Source organism: Massilibacillus massiliensis, assembly GCF_900086705.1.
GTDB classification, from domain to species: domain Bacteria; phylum Bacillota; class Negativicutes; order FLKF01; family FLKF01; genus Massilibacillus; species Massilibacillus massiliensis.
In genome coordinates, this window is the sequence record NZ_LT575483.1 from 2,951,087 (window position 1) to 2,978,060 (window position 26,974).

The 26,974-nt window shown below is 39.3% G+C and carries 22 protein-coding genes; 18 read left to right on the forward strand and 4 right to left on the reverse strand.

What is annotated here, in order from left to right:
* Positions 1-12 precede the first annotated feature (12 nt).
* The 9 genes from BN6559_RS14175 to BN6559_RS14215 all read left to right on the forward strand — a co-directional run bounded on the left by BN6559_RS14175 (position 13) and on the right by BN6559_RS14215 (position 10,599).
* Positions 13-417 carry a P-II family nitrogen regulator gene (locus tag BN6559_RS14175; RefSeq protein ID WP_110955333.1) on the forward strand — a complete coding sequence of 135 codons (405 nt, stop codon included), beginning with the start codon at positions 13-15 and terminating at the stop codon, positions 415-417.
* Positions 417-2,015 carry a nitrogenase molybdenum-iron protein alpha chain gene (gene nifD / locus BN6559_RS14180; protein WP_456060775.1) on the forward strand — a complete coding sequence of 533 codons (1,599 nt, stop codon included), beginning with the start codon at positions 417-419 and terminating at the stop codon, positions 2,013-2,015. Before BN6559_RS14175 ends, nifD begins: the two co-directional genes overlap by 1 nt.
* Complete coding sequence (locus BN6559_RS14185; protein WP_110955334.1) at positions 2,015-3,379, forward strand: nitrogenase component 1; 1,365 nt, start codon at positions 2,015-2,017, stop codon at positions 3,377-3,379. Before nifD ends, BN6559_RS14185 begins: the two co-directional genes overlap by 1 nt.
* Positions 3,380-3,492: 113 nt before the next feature.
* Entirely contained in the window at positions 3,493-4,833 is a 1,341-nt protein-coding gene (gene nifE / locus BN6559_RS14190) for a nitrogenase iron-molybdenum cofactor biosynthesis protein NifE (protein ID WP_110955335.1), read from the forward strand.
* A gap of 29 nt (positions 4,834-4,862) precedes the next feature.
* Positions 4,863-7,490 carry a nitrogenase cofactor biosynthesis protein NifB gene (gene nifB, locus BN6559_RS14195; RefSeq protein WP_110955336.1) on the forward strand — a complete coding sequence of 876 codons (2,628 nt, stop codon included), beginning with the start codon at positions 4,863-4,865 and terminating at the stop codon, positions 7,488-7,490.
* Positions 7,491-7,514: 24 nt separating this feature from the next.
* The gene (locus BN6559_RS14200) at positions 7,515-8,474 is read left to right on the forward strand and encodes a homocitrate synthase/isopropylmalate synthase family protein (protein WP_110955337.1); all 960 of its coding nucleotides are present in this window, start codon (positions 7,515-7,517) and stop codon (positions 8,472-8,474) included.
* Complete coding sequence (locus tag BN6559_RS14205) at positions 8,471-9,283, forward strand: beta/alpha barrel domain-containing protein (protein ID WP_110955338.1); 813 nt, start codon at positions 8,471-8,473, stop codon at positions 9,281-9,283. Before BN6559_RS14200 ends, BN6559_RS14205 begins: the two co-directional genes overlap by 4 nt.
* Before the next feature lie 123 nt (positions 9,284-9,406).
* Positions 9,407-10,213, forward strand: a complete 807-nt coding sequence (gene modA / locus BN6559_RS14210) for a molybdate ABC transporter substrate-binding protein (RefSeq protein ID WP_199884018.1) — start codon at positions 9,407-9,409, stop codon at positions 10,211-10,213.
* 176 nt (positions 10,214-10,389) lie between these two features.
* The gene (locus BN6559_RS14215; RefSeq protein ID WP_110955339.1) at positions 10,390-10,599 is read left to right on the forward strand and encodes a TOBE domain-containing protein; all 210 of its coding nucleotides are present in this window, start codon (positions 10,390-10,392) and stop codon (positions 10,597-10,599) included.
* A gap of 335 nt (positions 10,600-10,934) precedes the next feature.
* On the opposite strand, the gene BN6559_RS14220 is transcribed toward BN6559_RS14215, so the two are convergent.
* Entirely contained in the window at positions 10,935-12,341 is a 1,407-nt protein-coding gene (locus BN6559_RS14220; RefSeq protein ID WP_110955340.1) for an acetyl-CoA carboxylase biotin carboxylase subunit, read from the reverse strand.
* A gap of 228 nt (positions 12,342-12,569) precedes the next feature.
* Between BN6559_RS14220 and uvrC the strand changes: the two genes are divergently transcribed.
* From uvrC to BN6559_RS14235, 3 genes are all read left to right on the forward strand, one after another.
* A complete protein-coding gene (gene uvrC / locus BN6559_RS14225; RefSeq protein WP_110955341.1) occupies positions 12,570-14,381 on the forward strand; it encodes an excinuclease ABC subunit UvrC in 1,812 nt (603 codons plus the stop codon).
* 201 nt (positions 14,382-14,582) lie between these two features.
* Positions 14,583-15,446 (forward strand): PHP domain-containing protein, encoded by an 864-nt coding sequence (locus tag BN6559_RS14230; RefSeq protein WP_199884019.1) that lies wholly within the window; start codon positions 14,583-14,585, stop codon positions 15,444-15,446.
* Positions 15,447-15,463: 17 nt separating this feature from the next.
* Positions 15,464-15,739: a hypothetical protein gene (locus BN6559_RS14235; RefSeq protein ID WP_110955342.1), complete on the forward strand. Its 276-nt coding sequence runs from the start codon at positions 15,464-15,466 to the stop codon at positions 15,737-15,739.
* A gap of 73 nt (positions 15,740-15,812) precedes the next feature.
* On the opposite strand, the gene BN6559_RS14240 is transcribed toward BN6559_RS14235, so the two are convergent.
* The 3 genes from BN6559_RS14240 to BN6559_RS14250 form a co-directional block, all read right to left on the reverse strand.
* On the reverse strand, positions 15,813-17,813 hold the full coding sequence (locus BN6559_RS14240) for a methyl-accepting chemotaxis protein (protein WP_110955343.1): 2,001 nt from the start codon (positions 17,811-17,813) through the stop codon (positions 15,813-15,815).
* A gap of 25 nt (positions 17,814-17,838) precedes the next feature.
* Entirely contained in the window at positions 17,839-18,627 is a 789-nt protein-coding gene (gene budA, locus BN6559_RS14245) for an acetolactate decarboxylase (RefSeq protein ID WP_110955344.1), read from the reverse strand.
* 316 nt (positions 18,628-18,943) lie between these two features.
* Complete coding sequence (locus tag BN6559_RS14250; RefSeq protein WP_110955345.1) at positions 18,944-21,739, reverse strand: sigma 54-interacting transcriptional regulator; 2,796 nt, start codon at positions 21,737-21,739, stop codon at positions 18,944-18,946.
* 348 nt (positions 21,740-22,087) lie between these two features.
* Here BN6559_RS14250 and BN6559_RS14255 point away from each other — a divergent pair, with 348 nt between their 5' ends.
* The 6 genes from BN6559_RS14255 (at position 22,088) to dhaL (ending at position 26,967) form a co-directional block, all read left to right on the forward strand.
* A complete protein-coding gene (locus BN6559_RS14255; protein WP_110955346.1) occupies positions 22,088-22,549 on the forward strand; it encodes a PTS sugar transporter subunit IIA in 462 nt (153 codons plus the stop codon).
* A 55-nt stretch (positions 22,550-22,604) separates the two neighbouring features.
* Positions 22,605-22,889 carry a PTS sugar transporter subunit IIB gene (locus tag BN6559_RS14260; protein ID WP_110955347.1) on the forward strand — a complete coding sequence of 95 codons (285 nt, stop codon included), beginning with the start codon at positions 22,605-22,607 and terminating at the stop codon, positions 22,887-22,889.
* Between the two features lie 156 nt (positions 22,890-23,045).
* On the forward strand, positions 23,046-24,395 hold the full coding sequence (locus BN6559_RS14265; RefSeq protein WP_110955348.1) for a PTS galactitol transporter subunit IIC: 1,350 nt from the start codon (positions 23,046-23,048) through the stop codon (positions 24,393-24,395).
* Positions 24,396-24,421: 26 nt separating this feature from the next.
* Entirely contained in the window at positions 24,422-25,087 is a 666-nt protein-coding gene (locus tag BN6559_RS14270; RefSeq protein ID WP_110955349.1) for a class II aldolase/adducin family protein, read from the forward strand.
* Positions 25,088-25,315: 228 nt separating this feature from the next.
* Entirely contained in the window at positions 25,316-26,320 is a 1,005-nt protein-coding gene (locus tag BN6559_RS14275; RefSeq protein ID WP_110955350.1) for a dihydroxyacetone kinase subunit DhaK, read from the forward strand.
* Positions 26,321-26,334: 14 nt separating this feature from the next.
* Positions 26,335-26,967, forward strand: a complete 633-nt coding sequence (gene dhaL, locus BN6559_RS14280) for a dihydroxyacetone kinase subunit DhaL (protein ID WP_110955351.1) — start codon at positions 26,335-26,337, stop codon at positions 26,965-26,967.
* Positions 26,968-26,974: the final 7 nt, after the last annotated feature.

The following is a 26,974-nucleotide window of genomic DNA, read 5'->3' on the forward strand; positions in this document are numbered from 1 at the left end:
GGTGGCTATAAAATGAGAGAAATTATGGCTTTTATACGGATGAATATGGTAAACCCGACCAAGCAGGCGCTTGCAAAAGCTGGTTATCCGGCGTTTAACTTTTCAAAAGCTGTGGGCCGTGGCAAAAAACCACTTGCGACAGAAGCAATTGAAGTCATCATGGAGAATGCTGGTTCTGTACCTGCCGATTCGATTGGTGAACATTTATCGGAAGGTACACGGCTTGTGCCGAAACGTGCTTTTACGCTCATTGTAGATGATCAGCAAGTAGATTTGGCAGTGAAAACGATTATAAAAGTAAATCAGACAGGCAAGCCTGGTGATGGTAGAATTTTCGTTATGCCAGTGATAGAAGGCTATAATATTAGAACAGGAGAATGTCGCCTAAGAGAAAGCGATTTGACAGATAGGAGGTAATGGCTGTGGATAAAAGGACGAAAATTTTAGATAAGTATTCTGCGCGGGTTTTTAAAAACCGCAAAGATCATATCGTTGAGCTGGATGATGCTGTGAATCCTCAAAGCATCGCAGCCAATAGCCGAGCAATACCAGGGGTTATGACGAATCGCGGTTGTTGTTATGCTGGCTGTAAAGGTGTTGTTTTGGGCCCCTTAAAAGATGTTGTGACGATCACGCATGGCCCAATTGGTTGTGGTTTTTATACTTGGGGAACGCGTCGTAGTAAAGCAAAAGCTGACGATGATGGTAGAAACTTTATTGAATATAGTTTTTCCACTGATATGCAAGAGCCAGATATTGTATTTGGTGGTGAAAAAAAATTAAAACAGGCAATTACTGAAGCAATTGCGCTTTTCAAACCATCGTGTATTATGATTTGCTCCACTTGCCCAGTTGGCTTAATCGGTGATGATATTAATGCGGTAGCGACTTGGACAGAAGAAACATATAAAATACAATGCGTTGCTTACAGCTGTGAAGGTTATAAAGGGGTCAGTCAATCCGGTGGTCATCATATCGCCAATAATAGCTTAATGAAATATGTAATTGGTACTGGAGATGCAGTGCCAACGAAAAAGTTTTCCGTGAATGTTTTAGGAGAATATAATATTGGTGGCGATGGTTGGGAAACTTCTCGTATTTTGAAAAGAATTGGCTACGAAGTGATTTCGGTATTTACCGGTGATGGCAGTTATGAAGAAATAAAAAATGCGCATACAGCAAACTTAAATTTAGTGCAATGCCATCGTTCCATCAACTATATTGCAGAAATGATGAAAACGAAGTATGGCATTGATTGGATCAAGGTTAACTTTATCGGCGTCGATGAAACCGTTCGTTCCTTACGTGAAATGGCAGCGTATTTTGATGATGCGGATTTGACCGCGCGGACAGAAGCTGTGATCGCCGATGAACTTGCAAATATTGCGGATGATATGGCCTATTATAAATCAAGATTACAAGGGAAAAAAGCTGGTTTATTCTGCGGGGGATCGCGTTCTCATCACTATCAAAACTTACTTGCTGACCTAGGCGTAGAGACGGTGGTAGCCGGTTACGAATTTGCCCATCGCGATGATTATGAAGGGCGGGAAGTGATTCCAACCATCAAAACAGATGCGGATAGTAAAAATATCGAGGAAATGACGGTTACACCAGATGAAAAACATTTCCGTTTACTACTCAGCAAGGAAAAATTCGAGCAATTGTCTAAGACCATTGATTTAGAAGCGTATGCTGGGATGATTAAAGATATGGGCAATGGTACAGTGGTAGTCGATGACTTTAATCATTATGAAACTGAGCAGTTAATCGAATTATTCAGACCTGATATTTTTTATTCAGGCATTAAAGATAAATACGTGATTCAAAAAATAGGCGTTGTATCCAGGCAATTGCATTCTTATGATTATAGCGGCCCTTATGCCGGTTTTAAAGGAGCAGTTAATTTCGCTAGAGATACGACGATGGGCGTTTCCACACCAGTGTGGAATTATGTAACTCCACCATGGCGCACAGTTCCAACACTAGAAGGAAAGATCGGGGGTGAGGAGTAATGCTAGACTTGACGCCAAAAGAAATCATTGAACGTAAAGGGCTTAGAATTAATCCTTGCAAAACTTGTCAACCGGTTGGTGCAGTCTATGCGGCACTTGGTGTGCATAAATGTATGCCGCATAGCCATGGGTCACAAGGTTGTGTATCCTTTCATCGCATGTTTTTGTCCAGACATTTTAAAGAGCCGGCAATTGCTTCCTCGAGTTCTTTCACCGAAGGAACTTCAGTATTTGGCGGTGGCAGTAATGTAAAAACAGCGGTTAAAAATGTTTTCGATATTTATAATCCTGATATTATTGCGATTCACACCACTTGTCTGAGTGAAACGATTGGTGATGACCTTAACACCTATATTCAACAGATGGAAATACCAGAAGGAAAAATCGTACTGCATAGCAATACACCAAGTTATGCCGGGTCACATATCAGTGGTTATTTCAATATGATGTGTGGTTTCATCAAATATTTAGCAAAAAATACAGGTGAAGACAATGGTAAGATTGGTATTTTCCCTGGTTTCACCAATCCTGGCGATATGCGTGAAATGAAAAAAATTGCGAAATTAATGGGGGCTGATTTCATAATGTTCCCTGACACCAGTGGCGTTATGGATGCACCGATGACAGGCAACTATGAAATGTATCCGAAAGGTGGTACAACGATTCCTGAAATCATTGGCCTAGGTGATTGTAAAAAAATATTGGCACTCGGTGAACTTACCAGTATGGAACCAGCAATGGAGTTAAAACGCAAATGCGAAGTTGATTTTTCGTGTTTACCACTTCCGATTGGGATTGAAGCAACCGATGCTTATGTAACTGCATTGTCACATTTCGCTAAGACCGAAGTACCATACGCCTTAGAAGAGGAACGGGGGCAACTGGTTGATATTATGTTGGATTCCCATGCACATTATGATAAGAAAACCGTAGCAATCTATGGTGATCCTGATACTGTACTTGGTATTACAACTTTGGTATTGGAAATGGGTATGATTCCTAAATATGTGCTTACAGGTACGCCATTTGAAAGTTTCACGAAAAAAGCCAATGCTTTATTTGAGAAATTTGGTGTGACGGATTGTAAAGCAAAAGCGGCGGGAGATTTATTTGAACTTCATCAATGGATCAAAAATGAGCCGGTAGATTTATTGATTGGCAGTTCCTATGGAAAACAGATTGCAAAAGCGGAGGATATTCCTTTTGTTCGGGCTGGTTTTCCAATCCTTGACCGTTATGTCCATTCTTATATGCCGATTGTCGGTTATAAAGGAGCGATTCGTTTGGTTGAATTGATTAGCAATGCGTTAATGGATCGCCAAGATCGTGATTGTGCAGATGAAGATCTGGAACTTGTAATGTAAAAAAATGTGAGGTACAATAAGTAAAGAAAGCAAAATAGACTCTTGATACAAAGATGTATTTCATTTGTTCAAGGGTCTATTTTGCTTATTTTGTTTTTAAAGGAGGGCTAGCTATGGAAGCAAGGATACTTGAGGAGAGAAAACAATCCATTATGGTAAAAGATTTTTGTTGTAATGGAGATGGAAAAAGTATTACCTGTGAAAAAGAAAGTGTATCGGGGGCTGTGAGTCAACGTGCTTGTGTATATTGTGGTGCGCGCGTAGTGTTGAATCCGATTACCGATGCCTACCATATTGTTCATGGGCCAATTGGCTGTGCAAGTTATACTTGGGATATTCGCGGCAGCCTTTCTAGTGGCAGCGATTTGTATCGCAATAGTTTTTCAACGGATTTAAGAGAAAGAGATGTTATTTTTGGCGGTGAAAAAAGATTAACCGCTGCCATTGATGAAATCGTAACCAAGCATTCACCTAAATTAATGTTCGTCTATGCGACCTGTATTGTGGGCGTTATTGGTGATGATATCGAAGCTGTCTGTAAGCAGGCTTCGCAAAAGTACAATATTTGTGTGGTTCCTGTCAAAGCACCCGGCTTTTCCGGCACCAAAACACTTGGATATAAAATGGCTTGTGATGCTTTAATGCAAGTGATAAAGCCACATGCCAAACCAGAACAACCTAAAAAAGGAATTAATATTTTAGGGGACTTTAACCTAGCCGGAGAAATGTGGATTATTAAAAATTATTTTAAAAAAATCGGTGTCGATGTTATTTCAACGATCACTGGGGATGCTTCTTATGATACCTTGATCAAAGCCTCCACTGCGGAGTTAAATATTGTGCAATGTGCAGGGTCAAGTACCTATTTAGCCAATCGCATGGAAGAAGAACTAGCCATACCTTTTTTAAAGGTAAGCTTTTTCGGCGTAGAGGATACGACCAATTCCCTAATGCGGGTTGCCTATGCCATTGGTGATGCAGAGGTCATTCGTAAGGCCCAAGCCTTTACTGAAGTAGAAGCGGCAAAACTGCAAGACTTTTTAACAAAATATCGCCGTAATCTTCTCGGTAAAAAAGCAGCGATTTATGTTGGCGGTGGGGTTAAAGCCATTTCACTGATTCGGCAGTTTAATGAAATGGGCATTGAAACCGTCGTCGTTGGAACACAGACCGGTAAAAAAGAAGAGTATGCGGTTATTCAAAGTTTAGTGAATGAACATACCGTAATTTTAGATGATGCCAATCCGGCTGAACTAGAAACTTTCATGAAAGAAAAAGGTGCAAATATTTTAGTTGGCGGAGTCAAAGAGCGGCCGCTTGCTTATAAACTAGGCATTGCCTTTTGCGATCACAATCATGAACGCAAACACGCTTTAGCCGGTTATGAAGGGGTAATCAATTTTACCAAAGAAATTAATCTAACCATCAACAGTCCGGTTTGGCAGTTATTATAAGAAAGAGGGAAAAGAGGAGGCTGGTTTCAATGGGAGTGAATTTTACAAATTTGAATGTAAATCCTTGCAAAATGTGTACGCCGATGGGAGCGGTTACTGCGTTATATGGCATAAAAAAATGTATGTCGATTTTACACGGATCACAAGGCTGTAGTACCTATATACGTCGCCACATGGCAACGCATTATAATGAACCAGTTGATATCGCTTCCTCCTCATTAACGGAAGAAGGTACTGTATTTGGCGGCGCAAGCAATCTGATGAAAGGGTTAGAAAATCTCATCCGTTTATATAATCCCGAGGTGATCGGCGTATCTACCACGTGTTTGGCAGAAACCACCGGTGAAGATATCAAGGCGATTATTAAAAATTTTTATACGGCACATCCTGACTGTAAGGTAAAGATTATTCCAGTTTCAACAGCCGGCTATGCTGGTACACAATATGAAGGGTTTTTTAAAGCCTTACAAGCAATTGTTGCAAATGTAGAAATGGATACGAAAAAAAATAATAAAATTAACATCATTACGGGGCTGATTTCACCAGCGGATACGCGCTATCTAAAACAACTACTAGACGGCTTAGGTGTTTCGTATATTCTACTGCCGGATTTATCAGAAAATCTAGACGGCGTCCATGTTGATGTATATCATAGATTGCCAAGTGAAGGCACCTCGCTAGAAGAAATTAGCCAAATGGCCGGAGCTAAATTTACAATAGAATTATCTACCTTTGTCAGCGATGATATTTCTCCGGCAAAATATCTAGCGGATCACTATGGTGTCCCTTATAAAAGAATGGATTTGCCGGTAGGATTACAGGCGACCGATACTTTTATTAAGCAAATTGTGGAATTGGGTGGGGTCATTTCCACAGAGTTAGCCAAGGAACGTGGTCGTTATCTTGATGCGATGGTAGATTCTCATAAATACAATGCGCTTGGCAGAGCAACGGTGTTTGGTGAACCTGATTTCGTCAAAGCGATCATCAATCTGTGCTGTGAAAATGGTATTGTCCCAGTGGTGAGTGCGACTGGTGCTGCTTGCACAAAATTTCAAGAAAAAATTGAAGCACAGATCAAGAAAGTTGCCGATGGGTTATTTGTCGAAAACTATGCAATGGTTGACGATGCCGATTTTGAAACGATTGAGCAATTAACATTAAATTTAAAAGCAAATGTGATGATTGGTAATTCCGATGCACGGAGAATTTCAGAGAAACATTCGATTGACCTTGTACGTTGTGCATTTCCGATCCATGATCGCGTGGGCGGGCAACGCATACAAATGATTGGGTATGCCGGATCGTTAAGTTTACTGGATCGTGTTGCAAATACTCTATTGGGAGCAAAAGAGCGCTCTTTTCGTGAAGAACTTTATGAGAAATATTATATGGGCAGTGATAAAAAACAGAAAGCATCTACTGGTGCGGTAGTTTCCCTCCCATCTTCGCAAACGATTGCGGAAAAGACGGCAACACATCCTTGTTATAATTGCGGCGCTGGTCAATATGCGAGAATTCATTTACCGATTGCACCAAAATGCAATGTGCAATGTAATTATTGTGTAAGAAAATATGATTGCCCAAATGAAAGCCGTCCCGGTGTAACGACGGAAATTCTTACACCGGAGGAAGCCTTCCAAAAATATGTGATGGTAAAAGAAAAAATGCCGAATTTAAAAGTTGTTGGCATTGCCGGTCCCGGAGATTCTTTGGCAAATTTTACAGAGACGAAAGAAACGTTAAAACTGATTAAAGCATACGATCCGGAAGTAACTTTTTGTTTATCGACGAATGGTTTGATGCTGCCGCTTTATGCACAAGATTTGATTGATTTAGGTGTGACACATGTTACTGTCACGCTAAATGCAATTGATCCAAAAGTTGGAGCACAGATCTATCGGTATGTGGAATATATGGGGATTCGCTATACAGGTGAAAGTGCAGCGGGGATTTTAATTGGCAATCAATTGAGCGGATTGCAGTATTTAACGAAGCGCGGCATTATTTGTAAGGTAAATACAGTGATGTTAAAGGGGGTCAATGAAGCACACATTGAAGATGTCATAAAAAAAGTAAAAGAAATTGGCTGTGAAATCAGTAATATTATGCAGCTAATTCCTGTGCAGGGCAGTGCCTTTGAAACGATGCCGCTTGTGAGTAATAAAGAAATCATGGCGATGCGCAAGCGCTGTGAAGTACATCTTAAGCAGATGTATCATTGCAAGCAATGTCGTGCCGATGCAATCGGGATACTTGGTAATGATGTTTCTATCGAATATCGCAGTTGTACGGATTCTAGTAAGAACGGAGTTAAAGATTTAGCCTTAAAACGGTTTGCCGTTGCGACGAAAAGCGGGATGCTAGTAGATCAGCATTTTGGGCAGGTAAATGAGTTCTATATCTATGAAAGTGATGGAAGTACTGCGCAGTTTGTCGAACGGCGCAACGTTGAAAAATATTGTACCGGTGTAGAAAATTGTGAGGAGAAGTCAAGTAAAATGGAAAGCATTTTAACGGCTGTGAAGGATTGTCATAGTGTTCTTACGCTGCGTATTGGTGATTCACCGTCTAAACGGTTAAAAGAAATGGGAATCGGAATTGTTGTTACGTACGATCGTATTGAAGATGCAGTGAAAAAGGCAGCCAATCAATAAAAAGCATGTAGCGAGGTGGGGGAAATGATCTGTATTACAGATAATACATTGGCTTGTCTTGATGCATACGAGGCAACGTCAGAGGATTTACACGAATTGTTAGAGCTGTTATTAATTTTACCGACAACTTATATTGAAATGTCTATACAGGTCTATGAAAAACTTGTTGCATTGTCACCACTGCCGCACTTTGAAAATTATTTATTAAAGGTAGATCATCTATGTGACTTAAAAAAATATCAAGGGTTTGCCGGGTATATTTTTCCAGCACCTTGCTTTGGGAAGATTGGAAATGTCTCCTATGCAATTCATTTTAAACATGATCAGGAGATTGGATATAATGACGACTGTATTCGAAGCATGCGCATGATCGGTTTTGCAGATCGACTCTGGAAAGATGTTGCCACTGAGTTTAAGGGGATTTTGGAAACAAAGGCGAATTTTGAAGTCTGCCCGCAAAATGATTTCTTCTGCGCAACGGCTTTGGCGGTAGAATGGTGCCGGCTAGGCGGTAAACACCTCGTTGCGAGCTTTACTGGGATTGGCAATCAAGCAAGTTTGGAGGAAGTTCTCATTGCCTTGCATCTGGAGCAACAGAAAGAACTTAAAAGCAATATTGACTGCTTTAAACGATTGAGAAATTTATTTGAACGGATTACGGGAGAAAAGGTCGCGAAAAACAAAGCGATTATTGGTGAAGAAATTTTTTACGTAGAAGCCGGTATTCATGTTGACGGCATTGTGAAAAATCCTGAGATTTATGAACCTTATCCGCCGGAACTTGTCGGTAATCGCCGGAAAGTTATCATGGGAAAACATTCGGGGAAAAAAGCTGTTTTAGCAAAACTGAAAGAATTGCAGATGAATGAACGAACGATGGACCCGGAGATGTTACTGCTGGCGATCAAACAAAAGAGTATTGAAAAGCAAAACAGTTTAACAGACGAAGAATTTGTTGAATTGGTGAAGGCGGTGCAATTGTGAAAGAGTCTCGTTATATCGTGGATACCACCTTGCGAGATGGTGAACAAAGCCCCGGCGTAGCGTTTTCGAAACAGGATAAAATAGAAATTGCAAAGCTTTTAGATGCAGCACAGGTTTATCAGATTGAAGCGGGAATTCCAGCAATGGGCGGTATAGAGAAAGAAACGATTATAGAAATAAAAGCACTTTGTAAAAATTCATTGATTTCCACTTGGAATCGAATCAATAAGCAGGATATAAGACATTCCTTTGATTGTCAGCCTGACATCATTCATATTAGTGTTCCGGTATCAGATGCACAAATTTATGAAAAACTTCAAAAAGATAAAATTTGGTTGAAAGAAAATATGCGTGCATGCGTTGATTTCGCCAGGGCGCATGGTTATCAGGTAACAGTTGGCTTTGAAGATGCTTCGAGAGCTGATCTGAATTTTTTGTTAGAGCTTGCAGGCTGCTTAAAAAGCTACGAAGTTCTTTATCTTCGTTTTGCGGATACCGTTGGGATATTGACGCCGTTTCGCACTGCAGAAAAAGTAAAAGCAATCATTGAAACTACGGGGATAAATATCGAATTTCATGCGCATAATGATTTGGGAATGGCGGTTGCAAATTCAATTGCAGCGGCCAAAGCCGGTGCAAAATTTATTGATACTACACTTGGCGGGATTGGTGAACGAACCGGTAATTGTGATTTCGTAAAGTTTATCTATACGGCACAACAACTGTATGATCTTTCCATGGATTTAGCAAGTGCGAGTGTCGCCGCTGAATCAGTAACAAATAAACTGAAAGTGCAGAATGATATGTAATAATATGAACAAAGATATAATAATTGCAAAAAAATATATTATAATGTAGAATGATACGTAACAATACAAAATATGTATTATTCTACATTGTATGTATTATTGTACATTATAAGGAGTGGTTTGATGAGCAAACAAAAATTAATGATGGGGTTATGTTCACTCGTGTTGATGTTTACAGTATTCGTGGCTGGATGCGGCAACACGCCAGAAAAGAAAGAAACAGCACAAGCACCTGAACAGGTGGAGATTTTTGTTTCGGCAGCGGCTAGCTTGACTGATGTAATGAAAGAAATCGCACAAATGTATGAAAAAGAAAATCCTAATGTCAAATTAACGTTTAGTTTTGGTGCGAGTGGCGCATTGCAGACTGCAATTGAACAAGGCGCGCCATCCGATATATTTCTCTCAGCAGCGCAAAAGCAGATGAATGCTTTAGAAAAAGGCGGATTGCTAGCAGATGGTACGAAAAAAGATTTATTGATTAACAAAGTTGTTTTAATTACACCGAAAGATAATAAAGCTGGCGTAGCGAATTTTGACGATGTTGCTACGGATAAGGTAAAACGTATTGCGCTTGGTGAGCCAAAAGGTGTACCCGTTGGACAATATTCTGAAGAAGTATTTACTTCTCTAAAGACCTTAGATCAAGTAAAGGCGAAGGCGGCATACGGTTCTGATGTACGTCAGGTTTTGACTTGGGTAGAATCAGGAGAAGTGGATTGTGGGATTGTTTATGCAACAGATGCTGCTACTTCGCAAAACGTCACAGTTGTAGCTGAAGCACCGGAAGGAAGTCACAAACCGGTAATTTATCCGGCTGCTGCAATAAAATCCAGCAAGAATATCGAACAAGCAAAGGCGTTTTTAGCATATTTGTCAAAACCTGAAGTTGGTAAGGTTTTCGAAAAATATGGTTTCAAATTGCAATAATCACTTTTTAACCGAAGCATTTGATTACGCATACATATTTTTATTTTGGTGCTGCAGTTGTGAAGAATAGTTATAAAGATAAATTACAATACTATGATTTACGCGATTTCATTACTTCGCTAAATTTATGATGGAATGATACGAAGTAAAAATTTATAAAGAAATGAGGCAAAAAAATGAAAATCAGTGCAAGAAATCAGTTGAAAGGCACCGTGGTCTCCATTCAAGAAGGTGCAGTCAATGCAATTGTTGGGATTAAAATTGCCAGTGGCGATGTAGTCACGGCAACTGTATCTATGAATGCGGTAAAAGATTTGGATTTAAAAGTTGGTAAAGAAGCCTATGCAATTATTAAGGCGACTTCTGTTATGATTGGTATAGAATAAAATATAAAGAGACGCAATAAATATAGGGGTAAGCATTGATTTTGCTTACCCCTAATTTATTGCGTCGTTGTTCTTGGCTATTATTTAAGCTATAATAATTAAGGACGCAGCGTTGACTGCGTCCTTAAAACAGAATAGGAGGTGATACCATGCAGATGGAAACTAAATGGTTTAGACTCATAGTTTCTGCTAAATTCATGTTAGCGATTGCCGCGCTAATTGAACTTTGCAGGTAATCAACACCTACTCGACCGGAACGATCTGTTTGCGCAGATCGTTTTTGGTTTATTTAGTATATGTCCATTATATTCGATTTTATGCATTCTGTAAATGACTCAAGCGTAATAGAGACAATTATTAATATAATCAGCGAGCGCTTTTTGATTTTTAAGTTTTGGTTTCAATGGTGTTTGTTCATACGCCGGTAAGCGTTTTTTGATAAACTGCGTATCAATGTTACCGGTGCGGAAACAAGGGTCTTCTAAAATTCTCTGATGAAGTGCGATCGTCGTTTTTACGCCTTCCACTTTGAATTCATTTAGCGCTCTTTGCATGATTTTAATGGCGTCGCCGCGTGTACGACCATGCGCAATTACTTTCGCCATAAGCGAATCGTAATATGGCTCGATTGCAAGACCAGCAGAAGCACCACTGTCAACGCGGATTCTTGGACCACCTGGTTCATGATAAAACTCAATTAATCCAGGGGAAGGCAGAAAATTATTTTCAGGATCTTCCGCGTTAATGCGGCACTCAATGGCATGACCAATAAATTGAATGTCTTCTTGGCTTTTATTTAAGGGTTCACCAGCAGCAATTCGAATTTGACGGCGTACTAAGTCAATTCCAGTGATTGCTTCGGTAATTCCGTGTTCAACCTGAATGCGCGGATTGATTTCCATAAAGAAAAAGCGACCAGTTTTTACATCCATCAAAAATTCTACTGTACCAATATTGGTATAGTGGATACTTTTCGCAGCTTTAATTGCAAGGGCGCCAACTTTGTTGCGCATGTCGGTGGTTAAAGCTGTAGATGGCGCTTCTTCTAAGATTTTTTGATTGCGACGTTGCAGCGAACATTCGCGTTCGCCCAGATGGATGATTGTACCGTAGTTGTCGGCCATGATTTGCACTTCAATATGACGAGCGCTTTCAACATAATGCTCAAAGTAAAAAGATGTTTTCGTCACATCGACAATTTGTAAAACGTTATTTAACTCTTCTTCATTACAAATGACAAACATGGATTTTCCGCCGCCGCCGGATACGGGTTTTATAATGACCGGATAACCGATTTCTTTTGCAATTCCTGCAGCTTCTTCATTTGTTTTTAAAGGTTTACTGCCTTTCGTCATGGGGATGCCAGCTGCGAGCATAGCTTCACGTGCCGCATCTTTATCACCTACTTGGCGGATTGTCTCGGCAAGCGGACCAACCCAGACTAAACCAGCGTTCGTTACTTTTGCAGCAAAGTCTGCATTTTCTGACAAAAATCCATAACCTGGATGGATTGCCTCTGCTTTTGTGGCTCTTGCTGCTTCAATGATAGCATCCATATTTAGATAACTTTGCATTGCATCCGCAGGACCGATGTTATAAGATAGATCTGCTAGTTGTACATGAATTGCATGTGCGTCAACATCGGAATAAACGGCAACTGTTTCAATCCCCAATTCTTGACAAGCGCGGATAATACGCACTGCAATTTCGCCACGGTTTGCGATAAGAAGGCGTTTGAACATCGTAAATTACCCCCAAATGTATGAAAGATTTTTAATCCTTTTGTAATATATTATTTTATGTTACATTATAATATATTATGAGATTATTATAGTAGATTATATTATAGAAAACAATATAATTTGTGAATGTATACACAATCTTAAATATATAAAATAATTCTGAAATTTATTGGGTTAAATTTAGGTATAATAGTTAGTTATATTAAATATTTATTGTAGGTGAAAAAGTTGACAGAAAAAACAACAGAAAAATTACAACTTTTGCCAGACAAGCCCGGTGTGTATTTGATGAAAAATGCACAGGGAAAAATAATTTACGTCGGTAAAGCAATTATTTTAAAAAATCGGGTACGTTCCTATTTTCAAAGTAGTCGCAACCATTCAGCAAAAGTACAAGCAATGGTCGCTAGAATTGAAGATTTTGAATATATTATTACGGGGTCTGAAATTGAAGCGCTTATTTTAGAATGTAATTTGATAAAAAAATATCGTCCGAAATATAATATCAGTTTGCGCGATGACAAAACATATCCTTATGTAAAAGTTACAACCAACGAAAAGTTTCCGCGTGTATTTGTAACGCGGCGTGTGCAAAAAGATGGTGCAAAATATTTCGGTCCGTATACCAATGTGAGTGCGGTGCATGAAAGTATAAAGCTATTAAGAAAATTGTTTCCGCTCCGCAGCTGCAGGCATTTAGATGCAAAACGTCCTTGCCTTGAATATCATATTAAACGCTGTTTGGCACCCTGTGCTGGTAAAGTCGATGAAAAAGAATATGATGCAATGATTCAAAGTGTTTGTTTATTTTTAGAAGGACGCAGTGAAGCTGTGGAAAAGGATTTAACAAAACGGATGGAAATTGCTGCTGAAAATTTTGAATTTGAACGTGCAGCAAAATTGCGCGATCAATTGTTAGCAGTAAAAAAAATTACGGAAAAACAAAATATCGTAACAGGTTCAGGAGATCAAGATGCAATCGGTATGGCGCGCTCAGGGCTTGGTGTATGCATGCAGGTATTCTTTATTCGCAGTGGGAAAATGGTAGGCAGAGATCATTTCTTACTTACCGGTAGTGAGGGAGAAAGTGATGAAGCTGTATTAACGGCATTTTTAAAGCAATACTATAACCAAACGACTTTCATACCTAGAGAAATCTTATTACCAATGGAGTTGGGGGAACAAGACCTTCTTAGTGCATGGTTGAGTGAAATTAAGACCGCAAAAGTTGCGGTGGAAACACCGAAACGCGGAACAAAACACGATATCGTGCAGATGGCAGTTGGGAATGCTGCGATTGTTTTAGAAGAACAAGCCGCCAAGTTAAAAGCTGCAAATGCACAAACCGAAGGCGCAGTTATAGAATTAGGCAAATATCTGCAGTTAGGTAAACCGCCAACGCGGATGGAGTGCTTTGATATTTCGCATACGCAGGGATCAGAAACCGTCGCCTCTATGGTTGTCTTTGAGGGCGGTATTCCAAAAAAAGAAGACTATCGACGCTATAAAATTCAATCTGCGGAAGGAAAACCCGATGATTTTAAATCTATGCGTGAAGTGGTTGGACGTCGTTATGGTGATATAACAGCAGATGATTTACCGGATTTGATTATTATCGACGGTGGTAAGGGGCAGCTAAGCTCGGCGCTGGAAATTATTCGCGGTGTGGGGCACAGCAAGGTGCCAGTTGTCGGACTGGCAAAACAGTTTGAGTATATTTTTACAGAAGGTGAAAGTGAGCCAGTGATTTTACCACGGCATAGTCAAGCCTTATATTTGATTCAACGCATCCGTGATGAGGCGCATCGTTTTGCAATTACATATCATCGCAAACTACGGAGTAAAAGAAATATGGTCTCTGTACTTGATCATGTTGTAGGAATTGGGCCAAAACGCCGTAAAGCACTTTGGGATCATTTCGGTACATTAGATAAAATAAAAACAGCCAGTGTCGAAGAGCTGGCCGCTATAGCAGGCATGAATGTACCATCCGCACAAGCTGTTTATAATTTCTTTCAAACAAAAGTTAAGTTGAATTAATTTTCCGATAAATTTGTAATTTATTTATAAAGAATTTATAATAAGAATTAATTAGAATTTTTTATCCATGATTTTCTGTAGAAAAACTGTGTAGTTTATAAAAACGAGCGTACTTGATTTTTGCAAATCTTGAACAAAGATTTAGAGAGCAATAACTCTGGACGAATGAAGTTTATATTTATTTAGCAAGGTGGATGTTTGATGAAAATAATTGATTTGCATACACATTCTAATATATCCGATGGCAGCTGTACGCCACGAGAATTGATTCAATTGGCACATGAGACTGGGATTGCTGCAATCGCATTGACGGATCATGATACAATTGCAGGTATTCAAGCGGCGGAAGAAGCAGCGAAAGAAGTCGAAATTGATTTTTTGCCGGGGATGGAAATGAGCGTTCAATATAAAGGACGCAAGCTGCATATTGTCGCATTGGGATTTGATTGCACACATTGGGAATTTCAAAGAATTTATAAGAAGATTCGTATGCTGAAGGAGACGGGCATTGCTGAAGCGGTAGAAAGAATTCGTAAAGAGGGCATTGATATCGACATGGAAATGCTCAAAAAGAATTTTACAACCAGTGATCAACTGGATCGGTATGCGATTATGCGTTATTTTGTTTCGCTCAATCTATTTGAAGATGTACAAAAAATTTGGGATAATTATATCAATCAAGCTTTTTCAGGCTTGGATTTAAATATCACTGCTGAGGAAGGCATTGCCGCGATTAAAGTTGCCGGTGGTGTGACTTCCCTTGCACATTATCACAAAAGAATTGGATTAAGCGGACTGACGAGAGACGAACAGGAAACAGCGATGCAGGAGCTGCTTGCTCTCGGTTTAGATGGAATGGAAGGCTGTTACCCGAACTACAGTCTGGAAGATCAGGAGTTTGCAGCATATTTAATTCGTAAATATACTATGCTGCCAACGGGAGGAACTGATTTTCACGGAAAAAACCGCTCAGATGTAGCCCTTGGTACTGGAATAAACAACAATATCTCTGCACCCTATGCGTGGTATGAAAATATTATAAAACACTGTGAAAAAAGAAAATGAACTTGAGGAGAAAAGGAATGAAACAAGGAAAATTAATTACGCAATATAAAGCGGTTTTTTCTATTTCGGATGATAGAGTCAAAGATCATATTACATGGAAATTTGTTCATAAGCCCCATGTTAGCATCAAAAATGAGATGCGTAATAAAAATGGACAAGATGAAATTTTTGCATCCAGTGATGAATATTTTGAAGTACATATTATGAAAGATGACAGAACCATTGGCAAGGTAGAGGCCGTGATGTGCCAACATATTGAATACTACGAAATTGAAAGAGAACATTTGGATTAAAAATGAATTAAAAAGCGCGATAGGGGAATTTCCCCTATCGCGCTTTTTTTATGTCTGACTATGATACGATTCTTTAAATACGAAATTTACCTAGGCTTGATTGTAATTCATTTGCCAAACGTGCCAAATCATCACTTGATGCGGCGATTTGTTGCATCGCTGCGGATTGTTCTTCTGTTGCAGCAGACACGGTTTGCGTATGGGCGACAGTCTCATCCATAACATGATGAATTTCGCTTGAGGAAGATTCTATCGTATGGCCATTTGCAAAGAGTGTATCAACGTTTGCTAATACTTGTGCAGTTTTTTGTTGTACTTTTTGAATTAACTGTGCGATGTTCAAGAATTGGTCTTCAGCTTCATTTACATGCTGCATCCCAAACGTGACTTCGCTGGAAGCCTGATCAACTGCGGAAACAGCACCTGATACGGATTGGTTTATTTCCTCAATTAGCGTAGTGATCTGACTTGTTGAATTTTGAGATTGCTCTGCCAATTTACGTACTTCTTCGGCAACAACCGCAAAGCCTTTTCCTTGTTCACCCGCACGCGCTGCTTCAATTGCAGCATTCAATGCTAAAAGATTGGTTTGTGCGGCAATTCCAGCTATCATATTCACAATTTCACTAATTTTAGTTGTTTGTTCAGATAACTTTGTAACAGTATCACTTACATTTTTTGCACTGCTTGTGATATTTTCCATCTGAATTCTAGCTGCTTGCGCTTTTTCTGTACCTTTTGTCGTACTTTCTACCGCAAGATTGGCTGATTCGCTGGCTTCTTCTGTATTGTTCTTCATTGCGCCGATTTCCTGCATGAAAACATTTACTGCAGAGTTGACATTGCGAATCGTTGTTTGTCCGCGCATCGTTTCATCAGCAACTTTGGTAACTGCTTCGGCAACTTGTGTTGCTGTCTGGGCGGATTGGTTAGCACTTTCTTTTAACTGTAATGAAGATGTTGCCGTATGATCAGCAGATTCGCTGACTTGTCCAATAAGAGACCAAAGCTTTTCTCGCATTTGAATCATTGCCAGCCGTAAAATACCGACTTCATCCTTCGATTGATAGCGAGAGCTGTCAATTCTTTCTAAGGTTGCCTTGGTCAAATCGCCGTCGGCAATTGCACTGGCATATTGTGACATTTCTTTGATTGGCTGTACAATACGTTTAGAAATCAAATTGACGACAAAGGCCGCAATGCCTAAACCAATCAAAAATAAGACGACAAACATCCAAGTAAGCTGTGTCACAGGTGCGAATTCTTGAGAAGTTGGTGCGATCGTGAAAACGCCCCATTTATCATGTGTCGGAACAAAAGCTACAATTGATTCGACACCATCGATTGTAGTAATCGTATAACCTTTATTTCCTTGTTTGATGCTTTCTAAAGCCTGTAATAACTCCTGATTTCCCAAATCTTTAATACTACTTTTCATAATGAGATCTGCTTTAGGATGACTTACGATCATTCCATCAGGTGCAATTAACATGCAATAGCCAGCTTCACCGATTTTTGTATCACTAAAACCTTCGGTGAATTTTTCTAGTGGAATACCGCCAACAACTGCACCGACTACGCGATTATCTATGGAGATTGGCGCAGCACCCACTACAATTGTTTTTCCTGTTGTTACGGAGGTAATTGGATTGTCTAAAAATGTCTTTCCTTCAGGTATGCGCTTTACATAACTTAAAGAAGAAGCATCTACCAATTTTCCGGCATTGGTAGCAACGTTCTTGCCGGTTAAATCAGGCAAAAAGCTTACCGGATTCCATTGGGTATAATTATCATGCTGATGCTTGGTAAAAGCGAATTGTTGCTGCTGATCCGCTAATAAGTTAGCAAATTGTGCAGTGCCTTGCTTACCTAAAGAATCCATAATCGTTTTTTCGCGCTGCATTCTAATATCGAAAGCATTTGCTAATTCTTGCGCTTGGATTTGAAAACGTTCTTCTAAATTTGTTTTGAGTATTTTCGATGTATTCCAGTATGATATTGCCATAATACAAAGCAATATCACTGCAATAGTGCTGATGATTGGTACCAATAGTTGCATGCGCAAACTTTTCATCCCGAAACCTCCTGGATCGTTACGATTATTTAGATTGTTCTACTTTTGCTAGTTCTTCGCTATAATCATTGTTTAGAGAAGCTTGCTGGAATGCATCGCTGCTAGGCAATACCATTCTAAAGTCGGTAATACGGGCAATTTGCACTTTACCATTGATTACACCGCCATTTAAAATGTGACCACCTGATTTATGATCAGCAGCTAAAAAGTGTAAATGATATCCTGGTACGTTAATACCATTTACATACTGAGGACACAAGAAACCAACGATTGTCCCTTGTGTATTTTGAATATCAAAAACGGATTGTGTTTTTGCTGCATCCGTTAATGTAGGATATGGTTTTGTTTTTCCCGGAATACTGCGTGTTTTACCAGTAAAAGTTCCGTCAATACGAATTGCATAAATATAGTTTTTATCTTTAATAATGGAATCTAAAGCCTGTTCCAATTCAGCAAACGTTTTTACATTACTGATTTCACCAAATTGTTCAGGTTGAAAGTCCATAACGGTTGCAAAAGGTATTTTTACTTGATCTGCTACCTCAATGACTTCACCTGTTGATTTTACCTGATAGTATTTACCATCTAAAGCGACCATTTCACCATCTAGTCTTTCAAAGGTACCAATTCCAAATCCACCATGTTTTTTGACATCTTTGACGGTAGCTTCTCCGTCATAAACACCTTGCAGTAAAGCATTTATTGTGGATACTTGGTATAAAGAATTCTGAGGCTGGGCATTTACAATAAGCGTAGAAAATAATAAACAAACAACTAAAATAGATACTCGACAAACTGATTTTACTTGATTCATAATAACATCTCCTGACAAATAATTTTTGTGCATTTACTTTCTATGTCTCTTCATAAACTCCCTCTGTTTGTTAGAAAAAGACACAAAAAGCAAAGTACGACTTTTGTTTAAATTCTGCCCATTTTTTCATAGTTCTGCATTCTATGATAGAATCCTCCCTCTTTTTCCTTCTTATTACAGAAAAAAGGACAAAATTACTAATTATTTTACATAAAATGAAAATATATTTAAAAATATAGCAAATTTATATTGAGATGTTACATGAAAAATTAAATATTTGACGATTTGTGATATTTAATTCCCATTTTTATTATCTTTAGACTTTGCGTTGTATACTTTTGATGATATAGCATACTTCATCATCATTGATATGAATATCGTATTCTTGTGCCATTACATCAATTGCTCTGCGGATGCAATCGAAATCCTGCCGGTGATCTTTTTTAAATGCATGCATATTTTCAAATACAATGGCATCTTTATGAATGCAGCGATCCAGCATACAACCCATATGAACGATTAGATCAAGAACTAAATCTTCATTGGCGGGGGTATAATCAATCTGCGTAATAAATTTTTTTATATGCATAACTGCAAATTTAGGGTTGATATATTTTACATATTGCTCAAGCATAGTTTTAGCTGTTTCATAGATGTCTTTTGCTGGTTGAAAAGTCGAATCGACAGAGCTTTGATTACTATCAATTAGGTGTAAGAACTTTTTTTGCAGTGTTTTATCAAGTAATTGGCTAATTGGGAAATAAGGCAAACCGAGATCGGGATTGATATTGCCGACCACAGCGATGACATGATATTGCTGATTGATTTGCTGCAGCTTTTTCTTTGCTTCGAGATAATTTACGGTGACAATTTCTACGAGGTCTCGTTGATTGGCTTTTAAAACATTTTCGAGAATATTTTTCGCCATCAAGCTAGAACCCTGACCGGTGACGCAAACGGATAAAATAGCACTGGTCTTATTTTTTACAGGCGGTGGGCTGATGATAGTTTGAACGGTTAATGTTTGATACAGCGTGTCCAGATCATCTGCTTTATATAAGACATTGCGAAGCACTTCAAGAACAAGTGGTGTGGAGACTGCTTCCAGCGTCTTTGTTTTTATGCCTGTATCTTCCATAAGCTTTTCGCCGAAGGTTAGCAGTGAGCCCATGTCTGCGAGCAGAAGAATGCCATTGCCACGATGAATTGCAAGAGCTGCACTGCGCACTTTGAGATAAGTTTCATTGATGGTTGCTGTAAGCGGCATATCAATTGCTTTCACCCAGTTTGTATTCAAGAGTTCGTTGGCAACATTTGCAATACTAGATGCAGTTGTATCGCCATGACAAATGACGAGTATTCCAATTTTAACGTCACTGGGAGATTCGAGTTTGTTATGTGCCAGTAGAAGGGCAAGGAATCCTTTTTCATCTTCTGGAATGCATACCTTGAAATGATCGCTGATCTTTTTGACAAGCTCTTTCGCAACTTGAAATTCCTTAGGATTTTCGCGTTTAATCTTGGCTAGATGTTGATTTTGTATCAAATTTTCTTCGGCAACGCGTTTCAACAGGGCCTGGATATGAAATGATAACCCGAAAATGAAATTAGGATGAAATTTTGTTGCTAAATGATGCTGTGCAAATTCGATAAGTTGGGTGGTGTGATCGACGATTTCTTTTGGTACTAATTTGTAAAGCAACGTAATATTAGCGCGGGTCGTATGGAAATGCTTCATGATGGTGCTGAAATAATGATTAATATCATTTTTTAATGCTTCATGGATGGCTGCGCTGTTAAGTCCCTGTGTTTTTAAAACGTCCAACTGATTGACGATAAATTCATAAATATCATTTTTTATTTCAAATGGATAATACGCATGTTCTTTGTTTGGCGAGATCAGCACAGGCTCTGAAAACATAGTTAGATAATTTTTTATGCTATTATCTAACTTTGCATAATCAAATAAACCCTCACGAATTTCTTTTGCGAGCATAGGAAATTCAATCAGGAGCGCCTGATTATTCTGGATATGCTGTAAAAAAGCTTTTGCACATAATAGTTTTATCTCAGATCGCAACTGACCGATATTTCCTACTTTAAAATTATAAATAGCCAAAGCTTTTAGCACTTCCGGCGCAAGGGTAATTTGCTTATTTAGATTGATTGCTTCGCAATAGAAAAAATGGTCAATAATTTCAATTTTTTCACTGATCGGCCGCTCCGTAAAAGTTGGCAAAGTAATGGTAACAGGAATGCGGCGAATAAATGTAGACAGTAAGGTGTCATTTGGTTTTTCAGTAGTTGCTGCAATGATGAGCAGATGACTGGTTCGTTTTGCACCGATTTCTCCCAGTCGATTGTATTCACCTTTATCCATGAGATAAAACAACATTTCCTGCCCATCGGGCGGCAGGCGATGGATTTCATCCAAAAATAAAATGCCGCCATTTGCCTTTTCTACCAGACCAACTTTATCTTGCTCTGCACCTGTAAAAGCATGTTTGATGTGCCCGAATAATTGGGACAACAAGAGATGCGGATTGTTGAAATAGTCTGCACAATTAAAAGTGACAAAAGGATAGTCTGCTGCTGTTTTATGCTGTGTTGCAAGACCATAAGCATGCATGGCTGCCGCGAAGGTTGTTTTACCAACGCCGCTTTCACCTAAAATCAGCGTATGTAATCCTTTTGGGGGATAGACGATGGCGGCTTTTGCCTGTGCAATTTGATTCAGCAAACTGCTATGATTTCCTAATAGTTGTAGAAATGGATCTAGGGCAGTTTCTTTTTGTTTTGCAGTGTCTAAAATTTCTTTTAGCTCGGAAAGCGTAAACGTGGATTTTAATTCATCTAACGAAGGTTGTTGCATGATCTTTTTTATACATGCCGGTGTAAGAAAAGTAACAGGACGGCTGTTAATCTTGATCAAACGCTTTTCTTTCCAAAGCTGGTTTAAAATTGTACTGGCGTTATTTCGTACGATGCCTAAATCCTTTTGAATGTGTGCTGCATGGATGCCCGGAGTTTCATGCTGTTCAATCGACTGACGGATCATTTCGCTAGAAAGGGTATTTTCAATAAATTGCATAACAAGATCTGGCTTTTTCAATACAAATCACTCCTAAAGGTGCATTGTAATTCGTTTATGACAGATTTAGACACGATTCATTTGTAATACTAACATAATATAAAAGGATATAAATTGCAATGAAGAAAAATCTTTGCAATCGATACAATGCAAGTCGAGGATTAGGCTAAACTGGTTAGCGGAAATATTGTATGTAAACTATGCACTGATAAAATTTTATCTGGTAGTGCATAATGAACTTTTTAATTATCAGAAAATTCGCGATATTAAATTTATGCACTATACTGGCACGAGTTTTGCATAAGAAGAAAGTAGAGCATTTTAGTAAGTATAAATAACTGAGAAATAAAGACAAAGGAGGAAATGTGGATGTGTAAATTGCTTTTACAGGATGATTTGGTTTTGCTTGATTATGCCGCTAAAGATAGTGAAGCATTGCTATTTAACTTAGCGATGCTGTTAAAAGAAAAAGGCTATGTGAAAGATAGTTACCCACAGGCAATTATTGAGCGTGAGAAAGCTTTTCCGACGGGACTGAATACGCCGGGGGTAAAGGTCGTCATGCCGCATACAGATCCAGTACATGTAAACAAAGCGGCAATTTTATTTGCAAAACTGCAAAAACCTGTAGATTTTAAAGAAATGGGCAACAGCGGCAATTTAGTGAAAGCAAATTTGGTTTTTATGCTCGCGGTTTCTGACCCTAAAGAACATTTAGCAGCATTGAGTAAACTAATGTCGATTTTCTCGAATGGAGAAAAATTACTTGAAATCTATCAGTCTAAAACAGGCGGTGAAGTGGTTCGCCAATTGAATGAAATTTTAGCGTGATCTTTGGTTATCAAACCGAAATGATAATAATTTAAAGGAAAAGGAAGTGTTCAGTATGAAAAAAATTTTTGTGGCATGTGGCTCCGGCGTTGCAACTTCGCAGACTGTAGCCTCTAAGATCAGTATGATGTGTGAAGACGAGGGGCTCAATGTATCCGTAGAAGCAGTCGACATTAAATCATTGGAAAGTATTATTGATCAGTGCGATATTTATGTATCGATCGTATCAAGTGGTGCAAATCATTGGAATGTTCCAACGATCAGCGGAATACCTTTTTTAACGGGAATTGGAATGGAGGAAGAATTTGAAAAGTTAAAAGAATTTATTCATCAAGGATAAGGAATGAGATACGTGCAATTCGCATAAAAAAAGAGCTTCCAAGCTCGCTAAAGCAAAGGAAGCCAAAAATAAATCATACAAACTCATTATATCATATAGAGACAAAATTTCTGAAATTTTGCTGGGATACATCATGATAGATAGGAGATGGGGAAAGTGGAATCAATATTGAATTATATCCTGGGCCTAGGCGCAGCGATCTTCTTGCCAATGATTATGATTGTTTTAGGGTTGGCAATGAAAATGAAGATAAAAAGAGCTATCATTGCCGGATTAACTTTGGGTGTGGCTTTTACGGGAATGAACGTTGTTTTAGGTTTTATGTTTGAAGCCATTAGTCCGGCGGCGACTGCTTTGGTAGAAAGAACTGGTCTACAGCTAACTGCAATTGACGTTGGCTGGTCACCTATGGCCGCAATCGCGTGGGCCTGGCCATATGCACTTGTTTTATTTCCAATACAAATTGCGATTAATCTTGTTATGATCGGGTTTAAGTGGACCAATTGCTTAAATGTGGATTTATGGAATGTCTGGGGGAAAATTTTTATAGCTTCTATGGTGCATGCGCTTACAGGAAGTCTTCTCTTAGGTTTTGTTGCGGCCGCGGTACAGATCATATTGGAATTAATCAATGCCGATTTGACACAAAAGCAATTGCAAGATATCACGAAAATCCCTGGTGTTACTTGCACCCATCCAATGATGTTGCAATGTGCATTGCTTGGCTTAATCAATCGTATTTTAGATTTTATTCCGGGAATAAATAAAATCAATATGAACGCAGCGCAGTTAAAAGAAAAGCTGGGGATCTTTGGTGAAAATAGTGTGATGGGCTTCATCGTCGGCGGACTCATTGCCTTTATGGGCGGCTATGGTCTGAAACAAATTCTTGCAACTTCGATTCAGGTATCTACGGCGCTTGTATTATTTCCAATGGTGGCAAAACTATTTATGCAGGCGCTTGCGCCAATCGCTGATGCAACAAGTGCTTTTATGAAGCGTAAATTTAAGGGCAGAGATTTCTATGTGGGACTCGACTGGCCGTTTTTAGCCGGTCAATCGGAAATTTGGGTGACTGCGATTATTTTAGTACCGATTGAATTGATTTTGGCCTTAGTCATGAGCCAAATGGGCATGAATAATGTAATTCCGTTGGCTTCTATTATTAACGTTGTTGTTACAGTGCCGGCACTGATTGTAACAGGTGGTAATTTATTTCGTATGATTCTTATATCAACGATTGCTACACCGATTTATTTGGCAGTGGCAACTAGTTTTGCACCGATGATTACAAATTTAGCGGCTGCAACGGGAACTCTGCAAGTGAATGCTGGACAATTTATTACGTGGATTCAGCTGGAAACACCAGAATTCCGTTGGGCAATTGCACATGCATTTAATGGTGAAGTATCAGGGATTCTAGCATTGATCGCATTTGCAGCAGCCTTTGTTTGGTACTACCGAAATATGAAAAAAATCAATGCGAACTTGGAACAAAAATCATAAAATTTAATTGAAATGGAGATGTTGAAATGTTAGAAATGTTGAAACAACAAGTTGTAAAATATGCTTTAAGTGCGGATCGATCTGGTCTATGTAAACATAGAGCGGGAAATTTTAGTGCTAGAGATCCTGAGAGCGGACTTGTCTGCATTACCCCGACGGGTGTAGACCGGGAGGAGTTAAGTTACCATGACATCTGTGTCATGGATTTAGATGCAAAGGTCATTGAAGCAGAGACGGGGCTGAGACCTACGAGTGAAACTTTGATGCATTTGGCGGTGTATAAATCCAGAAGTGACATTCATGCGGTTGCGCATACACATTCAAGGTTTGCGACATCCTTTGCTGTATTGAAAAAGACCATTCCTGCGATCGTATACGAAGTCGCTGCGCTCAAGTGTAAAAAAGGCTATATTCCCTTAGCACCATATGGGCGGCCTGGGACACCTGAGCTTGCAGACAGTATTGTGGAACCTTTAAAAATTGCGGATGTTGCATTAATGGAAAGTCATGGTGTGATTGCGGTTGATCAAGATTTAAAGGAAGCATTATTAAAAGCACATTATGTAGAAGAACTGGCAGAGATCTATTATCGGACATTGATGATTAATAGGGGCAATGAGCCACCTACGGTACCATTGGAAGAATTACAGCAATGGGAGTATCCGAAAGAAATTATTCTATTGAAGAAATAATTGACTGTGATAAATACGACAGACCAGTTTCAAGGAAAATAAAAAGTCAGCAGGAAGCGAATTAAAAAAATTAGACTACATGTGAGGCATTTGGTGAATGTTTACAGCTAAACAATCGTTATGATTCGCTTTCCTGCGTTTATTTAAAAATTTCCTTATGAAATTTATTTTCCAATGAGATACATAAGTAGAGATTGTGAATCAGTAAACAAGAAGGAGCTGGTAGAAATGAAAAAGTTAATGAATAAAGCGGAGGATTTTGCACGGGAGACGGTGGAAGGGATCGTGCTTGCGCATCCGGAAAGTTTGAAGATGTTAAATGGGAGCTACCATTGTTTGGTGCGGGCGGATGAGAAGAAAGCGGGAAAAGTAGCAATTGCGACGGGGGGCGGATCAGGTCATTTGCCGGTATTTTTAGGGTATGTCGGTTATGGCCTCGCTGATGGAGTAACCGTTGGTAACGTATTTGCTTCACCGAGTGCTGAATCCATGCATGAAGTTGATAAAGCGATCGATGCAGGAGCCGGGGTATTGCATCTTTACGGTAGATATGGCGGTGATATCATGAATTTTGGTATGGCGGCAGATCTTGATGAAATGGAAGATATTAAAGTGACGGAAGTACTAGTAACCGATGACGTTGCTTCGGCACCAAAAGGTAAAGAAGATAAACGGCGTGGTGTAGCAGGGCTTGTTTTTGCTTATAAAATCGCAGGTGCCGCGGCGGAAAAAATGCTGTCTTTGTCAGAGGTTACGCGAATTGCTCAAAAAACAGTAGATTGGACACGGACGATGGGCGTGGCATTGACGCCTTGTATTGTACCCGAAGCTGGTAAAGCGACCTTTCGTATTGCTGAGGATGAAATGGAAATTGGCATGGGGATTCATGGTGAACCGGGAATTCACAGAACGAAGTTAAAACCAATCGATGCGGTAGTAGAAGATATTTTAATGAAGATTATAGAAGATCTGCCCTATGCCGCAGGGGATGAGGTCGCTGTGCTAATCAATGGACTAGGCGGAACTCCAAAAGAAGAACTCTATATTGCGTATCGTAAAACGCATGAAATTTTGACGGGTAAAGGGATGAAAATTCATCGCAAATATATCGGCGAATATGCGACGTCTCTTGAAATGGCAGGGATGTCAATCAGTTTATTAAAATTAGATGACGAATTAAAAACGCTCTTGGATGCACCTTGTTATTCTCCGTTTTTTGAGCAAACACGTTAAGAGAGGGGATCAGCATGGAAAAAATCACAAAAGAATGTTTACGAGAGATTCTGGGTAATATTTCAAAAGTTATGGAAGAAGAAAAAGCATATTTGATTGAACTGGACGGTAAAATGGGGGATGGCGATTTAGGACTGACGATGAGTACGGGATTTAGAGCTGTATATGAAGAGATACAGAATCTAGACGAAACGGACATGGGAAAGATTTTTATGAAACTTGGTATGAAAATGAACGCGGTCGTTCCATCTACCATGGGAACGCTCATTTCTACTTGCTTTGTAAAGGCGGCAGCCAAAGCCAAAGGGAAAACAGAACTTGTGCTTGCTGATATTGTAGAAATGGGATTTTCGGCGGTACAGGGGGTGATGGATCGAGGCAAAAGTAAAGTTGGTGACAAAACAATGTTGGATGCACTTGTTCCGGCTGTAGAGGCATTGCAAGAAGCACACCAGAATGGAATGTCATTAGCAAAAGCAAATGAATTGGCTTATCGAGCCGCGAAAGAAGGTGCAGTTTGTACAAAATGTATGCAGTCTGTTCACGGCAGAGCCGCTTATTATAACGAAAAATCCATTGGACACCCGGATTCCGGGGCGATTGCAGTGATGTTTATATGGAAGGGAATCTGGCAAAGTTTTAAATAAAATATCT